The organism is Pseudomonas sp. DR48, assembly GCF_019823085.1.
Classification (GTDB): Bacteria; Pseudomonadota; Gammaproteobacteria; order Pseudomonadales; family Pseudomonadaceae; genus Aquipseudomonas.
In genome coordinates this window covers 1,373,492-1,389,245 of record NZ_CP081946.1, presented here as the reverse complement: position 1 = coordinate 1,389,245, position 15,754 = coordinate 1,373,492, and the positions used below count along the sequence as shown (strand labels likewise).

The window sequence follows — 15,754 nt, the reverse complement described above, 5'->3', positions numbered from 1 at the left end:
TAACCAGTACAGGGATGGTCGCATCCAGTGTCGGTGACGTCGTTTACAGCTTTTTTCAGCCCTTTTTCCCCCTCTGATCCGTTAAAAAACGGCGAAAACATTGCGTCGCCGCCTCGCGGCGTTAGTGGGCATGAGTGCGTCGGTGTGAGACGTCGAACGACATGACAAAAGCCTGATGATGCGGCCATCTCGGCGGATTGCAGCTTGAGCGTAGCAGCTCCGCCACTGGGCGCCTTTGCGTCTGGAGTCGGCACATCCAGGAGTTCGGCAGTAATGGCTATCAGTGTTTTCGACCTGTTCAAAATCGGCATCGGCCCTTCCAGTTCGCACACCGTGGGGCCTATGCGGGCCGCCGCGCTGTTCGTGCAAGGTTTGCGTGAGCAGGGTCTTTTGGAACAAGTACGGCGCGTCGAAGTTCAGCTTTACGGGTCGTTGTCGGCTACCGGCATCGGTCACGGCAGCGACAACGCGGTGATCATGGGCCTGATGGGCGAGTGGCCGGATGCGATCGATCCGTCGCAAATCGGCATTCGTATCGAAACCTTGCGCGAAACCCACACCTTGTTGCTAGACGGTCGCTTGTCGGTCCCGTTCATCTGGGCCCGGGACATGCGCCTGATCGACGAAAACCTGCCATTCCATCCCAACGCCATGACCCTGATTGTCGAAGGCGATGACGGCGAACTGCATCGCGACACCTACTATTCCATCGGCGGCGGTTTTGTTGTCGATGAAGCGCAGGCTTCCAGCGGCGTGGTCGATCTGGACAGCACGGTGTTGCCGTACGATTTCTCCAGCGCCGTCGAACTGCTCAGTCTCTGCAAGCAGCACAACCTGCGCGTGGCTGAATTGATGATGGCCAACGAAAAGGTCTGGCGCAGCGAAGAAGAAATCCGCAGCGGCCTGATGAAACTCTGGCGCGCCATGCAGGATTGCGTCGACCAGGGCCTCAAGCACGAAGGCATCCTGCCCGGCGGATTGAATGTGCGCCGTCGTGCGGCCAAATTGCATCGCAGCCTTCAAGAGTTGGGTAAACCCAATGTCATCGGTTCGACCTTGAGCGCCATGGAGTGGGTCAACCTGTTCGCCCTCGCGGTCAACGAAGAAAACGCCGCTGGCGGACGCATGGTGACAGCACCGACCAACGGCGCGGCGGGGATTATTCCGGCGGTTCTGCATTACTTCATGAAGTTCAGTGAAGCGGTGACGGACGCCAACGTTGTCGACTATTTTCTCAGTGCCGCTGCGGTGGGGATTCTATGCAAGAAAAACGCTTCGATCTCTGGTGCCGAAGTCGGTTGCCAGGGTGAAGTCGGTTCGGCTTGTGCGATGGCGGCGGCGGGGTTGGCGGAGATTCTCGGCGCCACGCCGGAGCAGCTGTGCAACGCGGCGGAAATCGGCCTGGAACATAACCTTGGTTTGACCTGCGATCCGGTGGGCGGGCTGGTTCAGGTGCCGTGCATCGAGCGCAATGCGATTGCGGCCGTAAAAGCGATCAACGCGGCGCAGATGGCGTTGCGCGGTGATGGTCAGCACTTTATCTCGCTGGATCGGGTGATCCGGACCATGCGTGATACCGGTGCGGACATGCATGACAAATACAAAGAGACATCGCGTGGTGGATTGGCGGTCAGCGCGGTTGAGTGTTGAGATTGAGTTGACCCCATCGCGAGCAAGCCCGCTCCCACAGGATTTGTTGTGTGGCCGTGAACTAAGGCACACCAAAAATCCTTGTGGGAGCGGGCTTGCCCGCGATAGCGCCAGACCAGTCAAAACTGCGCGCTAAGTGAACACCGAATTCAAAACGCGCCACGTTTTGGCGCGTCGCTTACAGATAAGTGACTCATCCATGGCCAGGGATCCAAAATGGCCATTACCGCCTGTCACCTGTGCTTGCGGTGACACTCTCCCTCAGGTCGCTGTAGCCCTGTTCCCACAAGTGCTACCGATTTGCTCAAGCCCAACGGGGCAGAGCGCTTCCCGCCGATAATGGCACTTATAACCCCCACTCTGCGCACGGCTTATATAGACACGCCGCGACGTCGTTTTCAGGAGTTATTGAATGCCCATTCAACTTTAGGCATGGCAATTGCTCTGTCATTACAAAGCCCGTCTCCCACGCGAGAACGATGGCAATAACAAGAGCCTCCGCCTGAGGCCATCACCCGCTTTGTGTGAGGAGATACCGCGATGACGACGTTCAACTCAGGGGCCCAACCCCAGAACCGTGCGCCTCAATCCATCGGCTTTCTGCTGCTGGACAATTTCACGCTTATTTCTCTGGCCTCCGCAGTAGAACCACTGCGCATGGCCAACCAATTGTCCGGTCGCGAGTTGTATCGCTGGTCGACGCTCACCGTCGATGGCGGTCAGGTCTGGGCCAGTGACGGTCTGCAGATCACCCCCGATTGCTCCATGCACAAAGCGCCACCCCTGGACACCATCATTGTCTGCGGCGGTATCGGCATTCAGCGCACCGTGACCCGCGAACATGTGTCATGGCTGCAAAGCCAGGCTCGCCAGTCGCGCCGTCTTGGTGCGGTCTGCACCGGCAGCTGGGCCCTGGCCTGCGCCGGCCTGCTGGACGGCTTCGATTGCAGCGTGCACTGGGAATGCCTGGCCTCGATGCAGGAAGCCTTCCCCCGTGTGGCCATGAGCACCCGCTTGTTCACCCTCGACCGTAACCGTTTCACCAGTTCCGGCGGCACCGCGCCACTGGACATGATGCTGCACCTGATCAGCCGCGATCACGGTCGTGAACTGTCCGCCGCGATCTCGGAAATGTTCGTCTACGAGCGCATCCGCAACGAGCAGGATCATCAGCGCGTGCCGCTCAAGCACATGCTGGGCACCAATCAGCCAAAACTGCAGGAAATCGTCGCGCTGATGGAAGCCAATCTGGAAGAGCCGATCGACCTCGATGAACTGGCGGTGTATGTCGCTGTTTCGCGTCGTCAGCTGGAGCGTCTGTTCCAGAAATACCTGCACTGCTCGCCATCGCGCTACTACCTGAAACTGCGCCTGATCCGGGCTCGGCAACTGCTCAAGCAAACGCCGATGTCGATCATCGAAGTGGCGTCGGTCTGTGGCTTCGTGTCAACGCCGCACTTCTCCAAGTGCTACCGCGAATACTTCGGCATTCCGCCACGTGACGAGCGTGTAGGTTCGAACACCACGCAACAGGTGGCGATGATGCCGCTGCCGCAAGCCTTGGTACTGTCGCCGTTGTCCGGGCCGTTGTCGGCGTTGAGTCAGGCGCGCAATGAGTCGACGTTCGCCAGCGTAAGGCTCTAATGCTCTGATCGTTCCCACGCTCTGCGTGGGAATGCCTCAATGGACGCTCTGCGTCCGCTTCGGCAGGGACGCGGAGCGTCCCGGGCTGCATTCCCACGCAGAGCGTGGGAACGATCAGTGGGAGGAAGTATTCAGGCGCTACGGCTCTGCTGGTAGGCCGCCAACGCTGGCAACAACTGCTTGTCGATCGCCTGGCGCACGGCGGGCAGGATGGTCGCGCTGCTGGTGTACATCTGCTTGACCATCGTACGCAGCGTCATCGCCCGTTCATCATTCAAGCCTCGCACTGCGCACTCGCAAGCCTGCTCGGCCGTGGCCCCGCTCGGCACTTGAAAACCCAATGACTTCAGCTGGCCCAACAGGTCTTCCTGGTCTATCAAATCGGCGTGCATCATGACGCAATCCTTCTTTAGGGAACGGTGTCTTGGTTCGATTCTCATAGGGGTGCGAAGTGGCGGCAAGGACGATTTGTCGCAATGGCCGCAATACCTATGAACAGGTCGTTTTCGGCTAACTTGCCAGAGAGGAGAGTGGGCACACTGGATTCAGCTGGCTACACGAAGGTTTGGTCACCCTCGCGCAACGGCTCCTCAACAGTACCCTCCTCAGCTCCGATCTTGTCACGGCTTGATCGGGGTTTTTTTTGCCTGTGAATCAGGGAGATATGGTGTATGGACTAACGCCATCGCGAGCAAGCTCGCTCCCACATTGGAACTGTGTCGTGCACAAATACTGTGTCCGATGCAAATCCCTGTGGGAGCGAGCTTGCTCGCGATGAACGGTGACGCGGTCTAGCGCTGCAACACCAATATCCGCGACAACAACTCGTCACGATCGATGTAGCAACCCTGGAAATGCCGGGCGCCGGTAGCGGGGTCGAAGGCGTTGCGGGCGTGCAGCGTGCGGCGGTTATCGAAGCACCACAATTCGCCGGGGTTGAGCCGCGTCATCACCCGGAAACGCGCTTCGCGGGTCATGGCAATAAAGCGCCGATAAGCGCGATAGAGCTTGGGCATGTCTTCCATCGACGCATCAAACGGCCCGCGCAAAAAGTTCGCCATGCGGATCTCCGAAACCTGCCCCAATGCATCCAGAGCGATGATCGGCGCCAGGCAGCGATAGTCGCTGTGGCGGTCCTTGTTGCGAAACTCCACGGGGATTTCACACAAGGCGTTGAACGACTCGGGATCTTCCTCGCGCAAGGCGTGGGCAATGGCGAAACCGTCGACGAAAATGCTCTCGCCGCCCTCGGCGTCATTGACCAGGCAATGCAGAAATTGCAGCCCCGGTTGCAACTCACGGGTCGGCAAGTCGCTGTGCAATGGCAGGTTGAAAGCGGTGTAGGCGTTACTGTCGGCATCGGCCTTGGATTGCACGTTGAACAGCACGCCGAAATTGCTTTCGCGGATGAAGGAAATCCGCTGGGCGATCAGCTTCAACGAGCCGGGTTCGGTGGGCACGCCGCGCACTTGGGTCAGGCCGATGTCGCGCACCGCCAACAGCCATTGCAGCAAGGCGTCGTTGTCGTTCATCAGCGCCTGGTAGTCGAATACCGGCAGCTTCAGGTTGCTGTTCCACAGCTGGCTTTTGGGCTTGGCGGCGCGACGTTCGGCGCGGGACTCATCGTCATAGGCGTGGGCGCGTAACCAGCCGGGATCGAAGCGGCTGAGGTGGCCGTCTTGCCACTCGAGGTTGAGGCAACCTTCGGCATCGACATCAGCCTTTGAAGGCGTCAGGTCCTGCGCGACGTCGACGATTTCCAGCACCTGCTCGCGCGTCACGGTGTAGACGCACAGCGGGCAAGGGCAGTTGTCGCGCAACCATTGATGATGGAAAGGGCTGAGACGACCATCAGCCCATCGCACGTGAATACGGTCCGCCAGGGTTTGCACGGCGGTCAACGCGCTGATCAACGGGTAAGTACGGAAGTCGGCAAAAGCGGCGGCGGTGTTCAATGGCGATCTCCTTGTTATTTTTTAGGCGGTAACGCGATCACTCGGCCGATGTAGTCGGGGGCGGGAAGGTCGGCTTGCTCGGCGACGATGGCTTGCAGCTTGCTTAATGTCGCTTCGCTGAACGGCGCAGAGCGCGGGCCGGCGAGGTCGACGTGGAGCAGCATTTGCTCGTTGCCGGCCAGTTCCTTGTCATCTCCCACCAGATGCAGGCTGTGATAGAGGTGCAGGCGTTTGCTGTCGTGGCCAATGATCTGTGTTCGTACTTCGACGTCGGCATCGAGCTTCACTTCGTGCAGGTAGTTGAGGTGCAGTTCGAGGGTGAACAGCGAGTTGCCGCTGGCTTCGCGATTGTTGCTGTCCATGCCCAGCCGATCCATCAGGGCATCGGTGGCGTAGCTGAAAATCAGCAGGTAGAAGGCGTCGCGCAGGTGGCCGTTGTAGTCGACCCAGTCGGGGATGATTTTGGTTTGGTAGGTGGTGAGGGTGGGCATGTGTGAGGTTCCGATATTGGTGGTGACTGAGCTGCCGCTTTCGTGAGCAAGCCCGCTCCCACAGGGGGATTTGTGGTGTGAACACTGTCGATGTCACAACGCAGAACCCATGTGGGAGCGGGCTTGCTCGCGAAGAGGCCAGGCTTGCTGACGCGTCACTCGCTAAACGCCATCCCGTGCTTCTCTTTGGTGGTCTTCACCGCTTCGAGCACCGCCAGCAAGCAATCATCACGATAGCGCTCCAGCGCCGAAATGCTGTGTTTGCCTAACTGATCGCTGGTGCCGTCGACCACGTCATCAATCAACTTGTCGGTCAGTTCCGGTGCGGGCAGATACGTCCATGGCAACTGCAATGCCGGACCGAATTGCGCCATGAAGTGCCGCATGCCTGCATCGCCACCGGCCAGGGTGTAGGTCAGGAAGGTGCCCATGAACGACCAGCGCAGGCCCGCGCCAAAGCGGATCGCGTCGTCGATTTCACCGGTGGTCGCGACACCGTCGTTGACCAGGTGCAGCGCCTCGCGCCAGAGCGCTTCGAGCAAGCGGTCGGCGATAAAGCCGGGCACTTCCTTGCGTACATGCAGCGGGCGCATACCTAAGGATTCATAGACTTTCATCGCCGCTTGAACGGCTTCCGGCGCAGTGTTTTTACCGCCGACCACTTCCACCAGCGGCAGCAGGTAAACCGGGTTGAACGGGTGACCGACCACGCAGCGTTCCGGGTGCGTGGAGCTCTCGTAAAACTCGCTCGGCAACAGGCCCGAAGTACTCGAACCGATCAGGGCATTGGGCTTGGCCGCCGCGCTGATTTTGCTGTGCAGTTCCAGTTTCAGGTCCAGACGCTCGGGGGCGCTTTCCTGAATGAAATCCGCATCGCGAACACACTCTTCGATGGTCGCGACAAAGCGCAGACGATCCTGCGAGGCGCCGGGTGCCAGGCCTTGTTTCTCCAGCGCGCCCCACGCATTGGCGACGCGTTTGCGCAGTGCGGCTTCGGCACCGGGCGCCGGGTCCCAAGCCACTACGTCGAGGCCGTGGGCGAGGGCACGGGATACCCAGCCGCTGCCGATGACACCGCTGCCCAAGGCGGCGAAGGTTTTGATTTCGGTGATGAAGGTCATGGCGACGTCCTAAAAAATTCGGTGATCCAATGTGGGAGCGAGCTTGCTCGCGAAAGCGGAGTGTCAGTCGACAGAGATGTCGGATGTAACGGCCTCTTCGCGAGCAAGCCCGCTCCCACAGTTGGAAAGAGTTGTCAGCAGTTAGCCGCGCTTGGTCAGGCCCATTTTTGCCCGGCCTTCAGCCGGTGTCAGAACACGGGCGCCGAGACGGCTGAGGATTTCCGAGGCGCGTTCGACCAGTTGGCCATTGGTCGCCAGTACGCCCTTGTCCAGCCAGATGTTGTCTTCCAGCCCGACTCGCACGTTGCCACCGAGCAGCACCGCTTGCGCCGCCATCGGCATCTGCATGCGGCCAATGCCGAAGCCGGCCCACACCGCGTTGGCGGGCAGGTTGTCGACCATGGCTTTCATGGTGGTGGTGTCGGCCGGCGCGCCCCACGGGATGCCCAGGCAGAGCTGGAACAGCGGGTCGTCGAGCAGGCCTTCCTTGATCAACTGTTTGGCGAACCACAGGTGACCGGTGTCGAAAATTTCCAGCTCGGCTTTCACGCCCAGCTCTTGAATGCGTTTGGCGCCAGCACGCAGCTGGGCAGGGGTGGACACGTAGATGGTGTCGCCGTCGCCGAAGTTCAGGGTGCCGCAGTCCAGGGTGCAGATTTCCGGCAGCAATTCTTCGACGTGCGCCAGACGGGTCAGCGGGCCGACCAGATCGGTGTTCGGGCCGAACTCCATCGGGTTCTCGCCAGCGCCGATTTCCAAGTCGCCGCCCATGCCGGCGGTGAGATTGACGATGATGTCGACGTCCGCCTCGCGGATACGCTCCATCACTTCACGGTACAGCGCCACGTCACGGCTGAATTTGCCGGTTTCGGGGTTGCGTACGTGGCAGTGGACCACCGTGGCGCCGGCCTTGGCCGCTTCAACGGCGGCAGCGGCGATTTGTTTCGGAGTGACCGGCACGTGTGGGCTCTTGCTGGTCGTGTCGCCAGCACCGGTGAGTGCGCAGGTGATGATGACGTCGTGGTTCATTTGATGGTTCCTTGCAGGCGTGGTGGTCCCGTTCGCAGCCCGGTCGGGCTGCGAATCGGTGGTTCGGTTCGGTTTATTTGCTGGTCAGTTGCAGGTTTTCAGCCGCTGGTTTGCCATCGAAGGTGGTCACACCTTCCAGCCAGCGTTGCTTGTCTTGCGGATGATCCTTGAGCCATTGCTTGGCCGATTCGAAGGCGTCCTTGTGATCCAGCAATGGCTGCATCATCCGGCTCTCGTCTTCGGCGGTGTACGTCAGGTTGCTCAGCAACTTGCCGATGTTCGGGCATTGCTGCGCGTAGTTCGGCGAGGTGACGGTCCAGACGGTGGCCATGCCTTCGTTCGGGCCCAGGGCATCTTCGCTGCCGGTGAGGTAGGTCATCTTCACGTTGACGTTCATCGGGTGCGGCGCCCAGCCGAAGAACACAATGGCTTCATTGCGTTTGGTGGCGCGGGTGACCGCCGACAGCATCCCGGCTTCACTGGATTCGACGAGTTGGAACTTGCCGAGGCCGAACTGGTTCTTGGCGATCATTTCCTTGATCTGGGTGTTGGCGCCCGAACCTGGCTCGATACCGTAGATCTTGCCGCCCAGTTCTTTCTCGAACTTGGCGATGTCGGCGAAGGTTTTCAGGCCCTTGTCGGCAAGGTAAGTCGGTACGGCGAGGGTCGCGCGGGCGTCTTTGAGGCTAGGTGCTTCAAGCACTTTGACCTGCTTGCCATCGACGAACGGGGAGATGGTCTGGGTCATCAGCGGGTTCCAGTAGCCCAGGAACAGATCCAGGCGCTGGTCGCGGATCCCGGCGAAGATGATTTGCTGGGAGGCGCTGGTTTGTTTGGTGTTGTAGCCGAGGCCGTCGAGCAGTACCTGGGTCATGGCGCTGGTGGCGATCACATCGGTCCAGTTCACGACGCCCATGCGTACGTTCTGGCATGAAGCAGGTTCGGCCGCCATGACACTGGCGCTCAGGAAAGCGGTACCGCTGAGTGCAAGAACACAGCTGCTGATCAGTCGTTTCATCTCAGGTTTCCTCGGCAGTCGTTATTGTGGGTCCCGGCATCTTCGTGCGCCGGTGATGCCAAGTTACGCAGCTACGCCCCCGTGAAAGCGCACTGCGGCGACCAGCTCTTGCACTGCAGCGACCTGTGCTCTTGATTGCCGCTTGCAAGTGGCGTATCAACGTCAACACGCTACCCGCCCTGACATTACCCGCCTATCGAGTGCGCTCCATGTCCCAGGATTTCTACTTCTTGTTGATGCCGGGTTTCTCGGCGATTGGATTTATCTCGGCCATCGAGCCGCTGCGGGTCGCCAATCGCTTTCGCGGCGAGCTGTATCGCTGGCATGTATTGAGCGCGGACGGCGGGGCGGTGCTGGCCAGCAACGGCATGTCGGTCAACGCCGACGCGGCGCTGGAACCGCTAAAGAAAGGTGCGACGCTCTTGGTGGTCGCCGGTTTCGAACCCTTGAAGTTCGCCACCCCGGCGCTGGAGCACTGGTTGCGTCGGCTGGACAACGAAGGCGTGACGCTTGGCGCCATCGACACCGGCAGTTTCATCCTCGCCGAAGCAGGGCTGCTCGACGGCCATCGCCTGACCCTGCACTGGGAAGCCATCGACGCCTTCAAGGAATCCTATCCACAGCTCAGCGTCACCCAGGAGCTGTTCGAGATCGATCGCCGGCGCATCACCTCGGCGGGCGGCACCGCGTCCATCGACCTGATGCTTGACCTCATCGCCCAGGCCCATGGCCCGCAACTGGCGATCCAGGTCAGCGAACAATTCGTACTCGGGCGCATCCGCCCGCGCAAAGACCACCAGCGCATGGAAGTCGCCACGCGCTATGGCATCAGCAACAAGAAGCTGGTGCATGTGATTGGCGAGATGGAACAGCACAGCGAACCGCCGCTGAGCACGCTTGAGCTGGCCGAATCGATCAAGGTGACGCGCCGGCAACTGGAGCGCCTGTTTCGGCTGCACTTGAACGACACGCCGAGCAATTTCTACCTGCGGTTGAGGCTGGAGAAGGCGCGGCAGTTGCTGCGCCAGACCGACATGAGCGTGCTGGAGGTGAGTATTGCCTGCGGGTTTGAATCGCCGTCGTATTTCACCCGCAGTTATCGGGCGAAGTTTGAACGGTGCCCGCGGGAGGATCGCCGACGGTTGGGGGATGGGCGAGAGCTGGTTTGAGCCAAGCGCAAAACGAAATGTGGGAGCGGGCTTGCTCGCGAAAGCAGTCCGTCATCCAACATTGATGTTGGCTGGTACACCGTCTTCGCGAGCAAGCCCGCTCCCACATTTGATTTGCGTTTATCTTACTTCTTCATTAAGGCCGAACACGCGGCCTTGTAAGCTTCATGCTGATACTTGTTCAGCGTCGCCGGCAGTTCGAAATTGTGTTTTTTTGCCTGCGCATTGATCGTCTGCGGCGACAGCAGCGTCACCTCGCAACTCTCCAGCAACTGGAAAATGCCCTCGATCTTGAACGTGGTCGGCCCACCGGCGAACTCGCCTTTCTTGCTGCGCTTCTTGATCGCAATCCGATCAATGGAATTCTCACGTACAAACGACGCCACCTGAGCGGCAAAGACTTTGACGTTGGCGGCTTCATCATCATCGTCGAGGGCGATTTTCTTGGTAGCCAAGGCGACGTGGCTCAGTGCCTGACCGTCGAGGGAGGCCACGGCGATGATCGCTTCGCTGCCTTTGATTTCGATGCCGCAGATTTTCATTTCAATCCCTTTCACAAATGGTGGTTTGCAGCCTACAGCTCAAGTTGATTGGCCGTAATGCCAAGCGCCACGGCAATCTTCTCGCGGGTGGCCTTGCGCGGCTTCGCAACCGTCTCTTGCTGGGCGAAGGCCGGTTGGGAAATACCCATGCGTTTGGCAACTTCGTCCTGTGTAAGGTTCAGGTGTTCACGCCAGGCGCGAATCGGCGTCGCGCCATCGACGATGCGGCTGACCACTTCATGGGGAATCAGATCGGGCTCAATCTTCTGCGCCACATATTGCGCGTAGGGAATGACCACAAACGCAGGATTCCCCTCTGCGTCATTGATGATTTGAACGTCAGTAGGTGCGTTCATCGCGTTTTTTGACCTCTTGAATACTGACCACTTTGATTGCGCCTTCCCAGTCGAACATGACTCGATAGTTACCCACTCGAAGTCGATAGGCATAGTCATGACCGACCAGTGCTTTCACATTGCCTATATCAGGCATGTCAGTCAGCACCGTGACGGCATCACGAACCTGGATCTGGTGAGCGGAATGCAATTTCAGAAGCTGCTTAACGGCCTTTCGAGTCCAGTGAATGCTGTTCATAGGAGAATATAAGTCTTTTATAAGATTTCCAATCTTTACTTATAATTCTCAATCGGCCAATTAACGAAGCATGTCGGGATGTTGCCCGGGGAACAGGGTCTGCTTCGTGGTGCTGGGAGTGCTGTTGGCCAAATTGGCGATGTTTGTAGGAAGCATCATTCTTGAGTATCGAAAGCCGGCGACGGTGCCAGCTTCCGACGGAAATTCAGGATCACTCCTGCCCAATCGACTCCAAAAATTCCGACCGCTCATCACTCATCCGCGCCACGCAATCATTTTGCGCGATGGTAAATGCCTTGCTACCGCTGGTCGCCGGGAACGCTTCAACTGCGCAGTCTGCGTCCCGGGTCTTGATCCATTGCTGTTGTGCGGTCTTGAGCTTGGCGGTGATGTCGGCCAGTTGCGCCGGGTTCTTGCTGTAGGTCGTTTGCATGCGTTCGTTCAGGCTTTTGTAGTTGTCTTTCAGCAGATCTTCCGCGGTGGTTCTGCTGTAGGCCGAGCATTCCAGGGTCTGGACGTCGTTTTCGACCGCATCGCACGGGTTAATGTCGGACTCTTCAGCCGCCTGTACGCCGGTCGCTATCAGTGCCAAAGCCAGGAAGATTGATTTCATTGCGCCGCCGCCCCTTTTTCCAATGCATATTCAGTGATGCGGCGAATTCTGGCCCATGCGCAGGCCCTTGAACAGGTGCGTGATCATGCCCGGCGACGACCCTTTGTCGCGGATTGACGCTTTCGGCAAACCCCCTGTCGTTTTTGCACCCGGCTGCCCCGTCCCTCAGGCATATGCTGGCCCCAAAGCGCCGGCACACGATTCGGCGCATGAATCGCTAATAGGGGACAGCCTGATGAGCCCAGCCGAATTGCACGCCGACAGCATCGTTATCGACGGGCTGATTATTGCCAAGTGGAACCGCGAGCTGTTTGAAGACATGCGCAAGGGCGGTCTGACTGCTGCCAACTGCACCGTGTCGGTGTGGGAGGGCTTCCAGGCCACCGTCAACAACATCGCCGCCAGCCAGAAGCTGATCCGCGAGAACAGCGACCTGGTGATTCCGGTGCGCACCACCGCCGATATTCGCAAGGCCAAAGAGCAGGGCAAGACCGGCATCCTGTTCGGCTTCCAGAATGCTCACGCCTTCGAAGACCAGATCGGCTATGTCGAGGTGTTCAAGCAGCTGGGCGTCGGCATCGTGCAGATGTGCTACAACACCCAGAACCTGGTCGGCACCGGCTGCTACGAGCGCGATGGCGGCCTGTCGGGCTTCGGTCGTGAGATCGTTGCCGAGATGAACCGCGTTGGCGTCATGTGCGACCTGTCCCACGTCGGTTCGAAAACCTCCGAAGAAGTCATCCTCGAATCCAAGAAGCCGGTCTGCTACTCCCATTGCCTGCCGTCGGGTCTGAAAATCCACCCGCGCAACAAATCCGATGAAGAACTGAAGTTCATCGCCGACCACGGCGGTTTCGTCGGTGTGACCATGTTTGCGCCGTTCCTGGCCAAAGGCATCGATTCGACCATCGACGACTACGCCGAAGCGATCGAATACACCATGAACATCGTCGGCGAAGACGCCATCGGCATCGGCACCGACTTCACCCAGGGCCATGGCCAGGACTTCTTCGAATACCTGACCCATGACAAGGGCTACGCCCGCCGTCTGACCAGTTTCGGCAAGATCATCAACCCGCTGGGCATCCGCACCGTCGGCGAGTTCCCGAACCTGACCGAAACCCTGCTCAAGCGCGGCCATTCCGAGCGCGTGGTCCGCAAGATCATGGGCGAGAACTGGGTCAACGTCTTGAAAGATGTCTGGGGCGAATAAGCCACCGCCCCCCCTCTGAATCCTTTCCCCCGGCCGTCCGCGCCGGGGGCAACACCAAAATTTTTCTGGAGTTAAGTTTCCATGGCCAAGATCGCCCCGCAATTGCCAATCGAAGTCGACAGCGAAACCGGTGTCTGGACCTCCGACGCCCTGCCAATGCTGTACGTACCGCGTCACTTCTTCGTCAACAACCACATGGGCATCGAGGAAGTGCTGGGCGCCGACGCCTACGCCGAAATCCTTTACAAGGCCGGCTACAAGTCCGCCTGGCACTGGTGTGAAAAAGAAGCTGAATGCCACGGCCTGGAAGGCGTCGCGGTGTTCGAGCACTACATGAAGCGCCTGTCGCAACGCGGTTGGGGCCTGTTCAAAATCCAGGACATCGACCTCGACAAAGGCACCGCCAGCGTCAAGCTCGAACACTCGGCATTTGTCTACGTGTACGGCAAGGTCGGACGCAAGGTCGACTACATGTTCACTGGCTGGTTTGCCGGTGCCATGGACCAGATCCTGCAGGCCCGCGGCAGCAAGATCCGCACCGTTGCCGAACAGGTTTACGGTGGCTCCGAAGAAGGCCACGACGACGGCCTGTTCACCGTCAAGCCGTTGTAAGTCGAGGAACCCGCCATGGCTTTCGAAGCAATGTTCCAGCCGATCCAGATCGGCAAACTGACCATCCGCAACCGCGTGCTCAGCACCGCGCACGCCGAGGTTTATGCCACCGACGGCGGCATGACCACCGACCGGTACGTCAAGTATTACGAAGAGAAAGCCAAGGGCGGGATCGGCCTGGCGATTTGCGGCGGTTCTTCCAGTGTGGCCATCGACAGCCCGCAAGGCTGGTGGAAGTCGGTCAACCTGGCCGACGACCGGATCATCCCGCACTTCCAGAACCTGGCCGATGCCATGCACAAGCATGGCGCCAAGATCATGATCCAGATTACCCACATGGGCCGACGCTCGCGTTGGGATGGCGAGCATTGGCCAACCCTGCTGTCGCCGTCGGGCATCCGTGAACCGGTGCACCGTGCGACCTGCAAAACCATCGAGCCGGAAGAAATCTGGCGGGTGATCGGCAACTACGCCAGCGCTGCGGCGCGGGCCAAGGCCGGTGGCCTGGACGGCGTCGAACTGTCTGCTGTGCACCAGCACATGATCGACCAGTTCTGGAGCCCGCGAGTCAACAAGCGTACCGACGAATGGGGCGGCAGCTTCGAGAACCGCATGCGTTTTGGCCTGGAAGTCCTGAAGGCTGTTCGCAAGGAAGTCGGTCCGGATTTCTGTGTCGGCATCCGTCTGTGTGGTGACGAGTTCCACCCGGACGGCTTGTCCCACGAAGACATGAAGCAGATCGCCAAGTATTACGACGACACCGGCATGATCGACTTCATCGGCGTGGTGGGTTCGGGTTGCGACACCCACAACACCCTGGCCAACGTTATTCCGAACATGAGTTATCCGCCGGAGCCGTTCCTGCACTTGGCGGCCGGTATCAAGGAAGTGGTGAAGGCTCCGGTGCTGCACGCGCAGAACATCAAGGACCCGAACCAGGCGACCCGTATTCTGGAAGGCGGTTACGTGGACATGGTCGGCATGACTCGTGCTCACATCGCCGACCCGCACCTGATCGCCAAGATCAAGATGGGTCAGGTCGACCAGATCAAGCAATGTGTCGGCGCCAACTACTGCATCGACCGTCAATACCAGGGCCTGGACGTGCTGTGCATCCAGAACGCCGCGACCTCCCGTGAATACATGGGCGTGCCGCACATCATCGAGAAGTCGACCGGTGTGAAGCGCAAGGTTGTGGTGGTCGGTGCCGGTCCTGCCGGTATGGAAGCGGCGCGCGTCTCCGCTGAACGTGGCCACGACGTGACCCTGTTCGAGAAGAAAGAATTCATCGGCGGGCAGATCACCACTGCCTCGAAAGCCCCGCAACGGGACCAGATCGCCGGCATCACTCGCTGGTTCCAGCTGGAGTTGGCGCGTTTGAAAGTCGACCTGCGCCTGGGCGTAGCCGCCGATGCGGCGACCATTCTCGACCTGCGTCCTGACGTGGTGGTGCTCGCCGTTGGCGGTCATCCATTCCTGGAGCAGAACGAGCATTGGGGCGCGGCCGAAGGCCTGGTGGTCAGCAGCTGGGACATCCTCGATGGCAAGGTTGCACCGGGCAAGAACGTGCTGGTCTACGACACCATTTGCGAGTTCACCGGGATGTCGACTGCCGACTTCCTCGCCGACAAGGGCAGCCAGGTCGAGATCGTCACTGACGACATCAAGCCGGGCGTAGCGATTGGCGGCACCTCGTTCCCGACTTACTACCGCAGCATGTACCCCAAAGAAGTGATCATGACCGGGGACATGATGCTGGAGAAGGTCTACCGCGAAGGCGACAAGCTGGTAGCGGTGCTGGAAAACGAATACACCGGCGCCAAAGAGGAGCGGGTGGTGGACCAGGTTGTCGTCGAAAACGGCGTGCGCCCGGACGAAGAAATCTACTACGCGCTGAAGGAAGGCTCGCGCAACAAAGGCCAGATGGACATCGAAGCCCTGTTCGCGATCAAGCCACAACCTTCGCTGAGCCAGGCGGGCGACGGCTACTTGCTGTTCCGCATCGGCGACTGCGTGGCGCAGCGCAACACTCACGCGGCGATCTATGACGCGCTGCGGTTGTGCAAGGATTTCTAAGCCACGAACTGATCGTTCCCACGCTCT

At 59.5% G+C, this 15,754-nt stretch carries 16 protein-coding genes; 6 read left to right on the top strand and 10 right to left on the bottom strand.

What is annotated here, in order from left to right; translation table 11 throughout:
* The first annotated feature begins 273 nt into the window (after window positions 1-273).
* Entirely contained in the window at window positions 274-1,650 is a 1,377-nt protein-coding gene (locus tag K5K95_RS06405) for an L-serine ammonia-lyase (RefSeq protein WP_222588777.1), read from the top strand.
* A 540-nt stretch (window positions 1,651-2,190) separates the two neighbouring features.
* Window positions 2,191-3,294: a GlxA family transcriptional regulator gene (locus tag K5K95_RS06400; RefSeq protein WP_090178827.1), complete on the top strand. Its 1,104-nt coding sequence runs from the start codon at window positions 2,191-2,193 to the stop codon at window positions 3,292-3,294.
* Between the two features lie 131 nt (window positions 3,295-3,425).
* Here K5K95_RS06400 and K5K95_RS06395 read toward each other — a convergent pair whose 3' ends face one another.
* From K5K95_RS06395 to K5K95_RS06370, 6 genes are all read right to left on the bottom strand, one after another.
* Entirely contained in the window at window positions 3,426-3,689 is a 264-nt protein-coding gene (locus tag K5K95_RS06395; protein ID WP_090178830.1) for a hypothetical protein, read from the bottom strand.
* Window positions 3,690-4,085: 396 nt separating this feature from the next.
* Window positions 4,086-5,249, bottom strand: a complete 1,164-nt coding sequence (locus K5K95_RS06390; protein WP_222588776.1) for a gamma-butyrobetaine dioxygenase — start codon at window positions 5,247-5,249, stop codon at window positions 4,086-4,088.
* Window positions 5,250-5,263: 14 nt separating this feature from the next.
* Window positions 5,264-5,740, bottom strand: a complete 477-nt coding sequence (locus tag K5K95_RS06385; protein ID WP_222588775.1) for a thioesterase family protein — start codon at window positions 5,738-5,740, stop codon at window positions 5,264-5,266.
* Window positions 5,741-5,895: 155 nt separating this feature from the next.
* On the bottom strand, window positions 5,896-6,861 hold the full coding sequence (locus tag K5K95_RS06380) for an L-carnitine dehydrogenase (RefSeq protein ID WP_222588774.1): 966 nt from the start codon (window positions 6,859-6,861) through the stop codon (window positions 5,896-5,898).
* A gap of 141 nt (window positions 6,862-7,002) precedes the next feature.
* Window positions 7,003-7,890 carry a 3-keto-5-aminohexanoate cleavage protein gene (locus tag K5K95_RS06375; protein ID WP_017341199.1) on the bottom strand — a complete coding sequence of 296 codons (888 nt, stop codon included), beginning with the start codon at window positions 7,888-7,890 and terminating at the stop codon, window positions 7,003-7,005.
* 73 nt (window positions 7,891-7,963) lie between these two features.
* Complete coding sequence (locus tag K5K95_RS06370) at window positions 7,964-8,908, bottom strand: choline ABC transporter substrate-binding protein (protein ID WP_090178843.1); 945 nt, start codon at window positions 8,906-8,908, stop codon at window positions 7,964-7,966.
* 209 nt (window positions 8,909-9,117) lie between these two features.
* On the opposite strand from K5K95_RS06370, the gene K5K95_RS06365 reads away from it, so the two are divergent.
* Window positions 9,118-10,077, top strand: a complete 960-nt coding sequence (locus K5K95_RS06365) for a GlxA family transcriptional regulator (RefSeq protein WP_222588773.1) — start codon at window positions 9,118-9,120, stop codon at window positions 10,075-10,077.
* A gap of 125 nt (window positions 10,078-10,202) precedes the next feature.
* On the opposite strand, the gene K5K95_RS06360 is transcribed toward K5K95_RS06365, so the two are convergent.
* The 4 genes from K5K95_RS06360 to K5K95_RS06345 form a co-directional block, all read right to left on the bottom strand.
* Window positions 10,203-10,619, bottom strand: coding sequence for a DUF3010 family protein (locus K5K95_RS06360; RefSeq protein ID WP_222588772.1), 417 nt, complete (start codon window positions 10,617-10,619; stop codon window positions 10,203-10,205).
* 32 nt (window positions 10,620-10,651) lie between these two features.
* The gene (locus tag K5K95_RS06355; RefSeq protein WP_222588771.1) at window positions 10,652-10,975 is read right to left on the bottom strand and encodes a helix-turn-helix domain-containing protein; all 324 of its coding nucleotides are present in this window, start codon (window positions 10,973-10,975) and stop codon (window positions 10,652-10,654) included.
* Window positions 10,959-11,213 carry a type II toxin-antitoxin system RelE family toxin gene (locus K5K95_RS06350; protein WP_222588770.1) on the bottom strand — a complete coding sequence of 85 codons (255 nt, stop codon included), beginning with the start codon at window positions 11,211-11,213 and terminating at the stop codon, window positions 10,959-10,961. The genes K5K95_RS06355 and K5K95_RS06350 overlap by 17 nt, the downstream gene beginning before the upstream one ends.
* A gap of 211 nt (window positions 11,214-11,424) precedes the next feature.
* On the bottom strand, window positions 11,425-11,826 hold the full coding sequence (locus tag K5K95_RS06345) for a lysozyme inhibitor LprI family protein (protein WP_222588769.1): 402 nt from the start codon (window positions 11,824-11,826) through the stop codon (window positions 11,425-11,427).
* Window positions 11,827-12,061: 235 nt separating this feature from the next.
* Between K5K95_RS06345 and K5K95_RS06340 the strand changes: the two genes are divergently transcribed.
* The 3 genes from K5K95_RS06340 (at window position 12,062) to dgcA (ending at window position 15,727) form a co-directional block, all read left to right on the top strand.
* Window positions 12,062-13,039, top strand: coding sequence for a dipeptidase (locus K5K95_RS06340; protein ID WP_008033250.1), 978 nt, complete (start codon window positions 12,062-12,064; stop codon window positions 13,037-13,039).
* Window positions 13,040-13,120: 81 nt separating this feature from the next.
* On the top strand, window positions 13,121-13,651 hold the full coding sequence (locus tag K5K95_RS06335; RefSeq protein ID WP_008033249.1) for a DUF5943 domain-containing protein: 531 nt from the start codon (window positions 13,121-13,123) through the stop codon (window positions 13,649-13,651).
* A 15-nt stretch (window positions 13,652-13,666) separates the two neighbouring features.
* Complete coding sequence (dgcA, locus tag K5K95_RS06330) at window positions 13,667-15,727, top strand: dimethylglycine demethylation protein DgcA (RefSeq protein ID WP_090178865.1); 2,061 nt, start codon at window positions 13,667-13,669, stop codon at window positions 15,725-15,727.
* The last annotated feature ends 27 nt before the right edge of the window (window positions 15,728-15,754 follow it).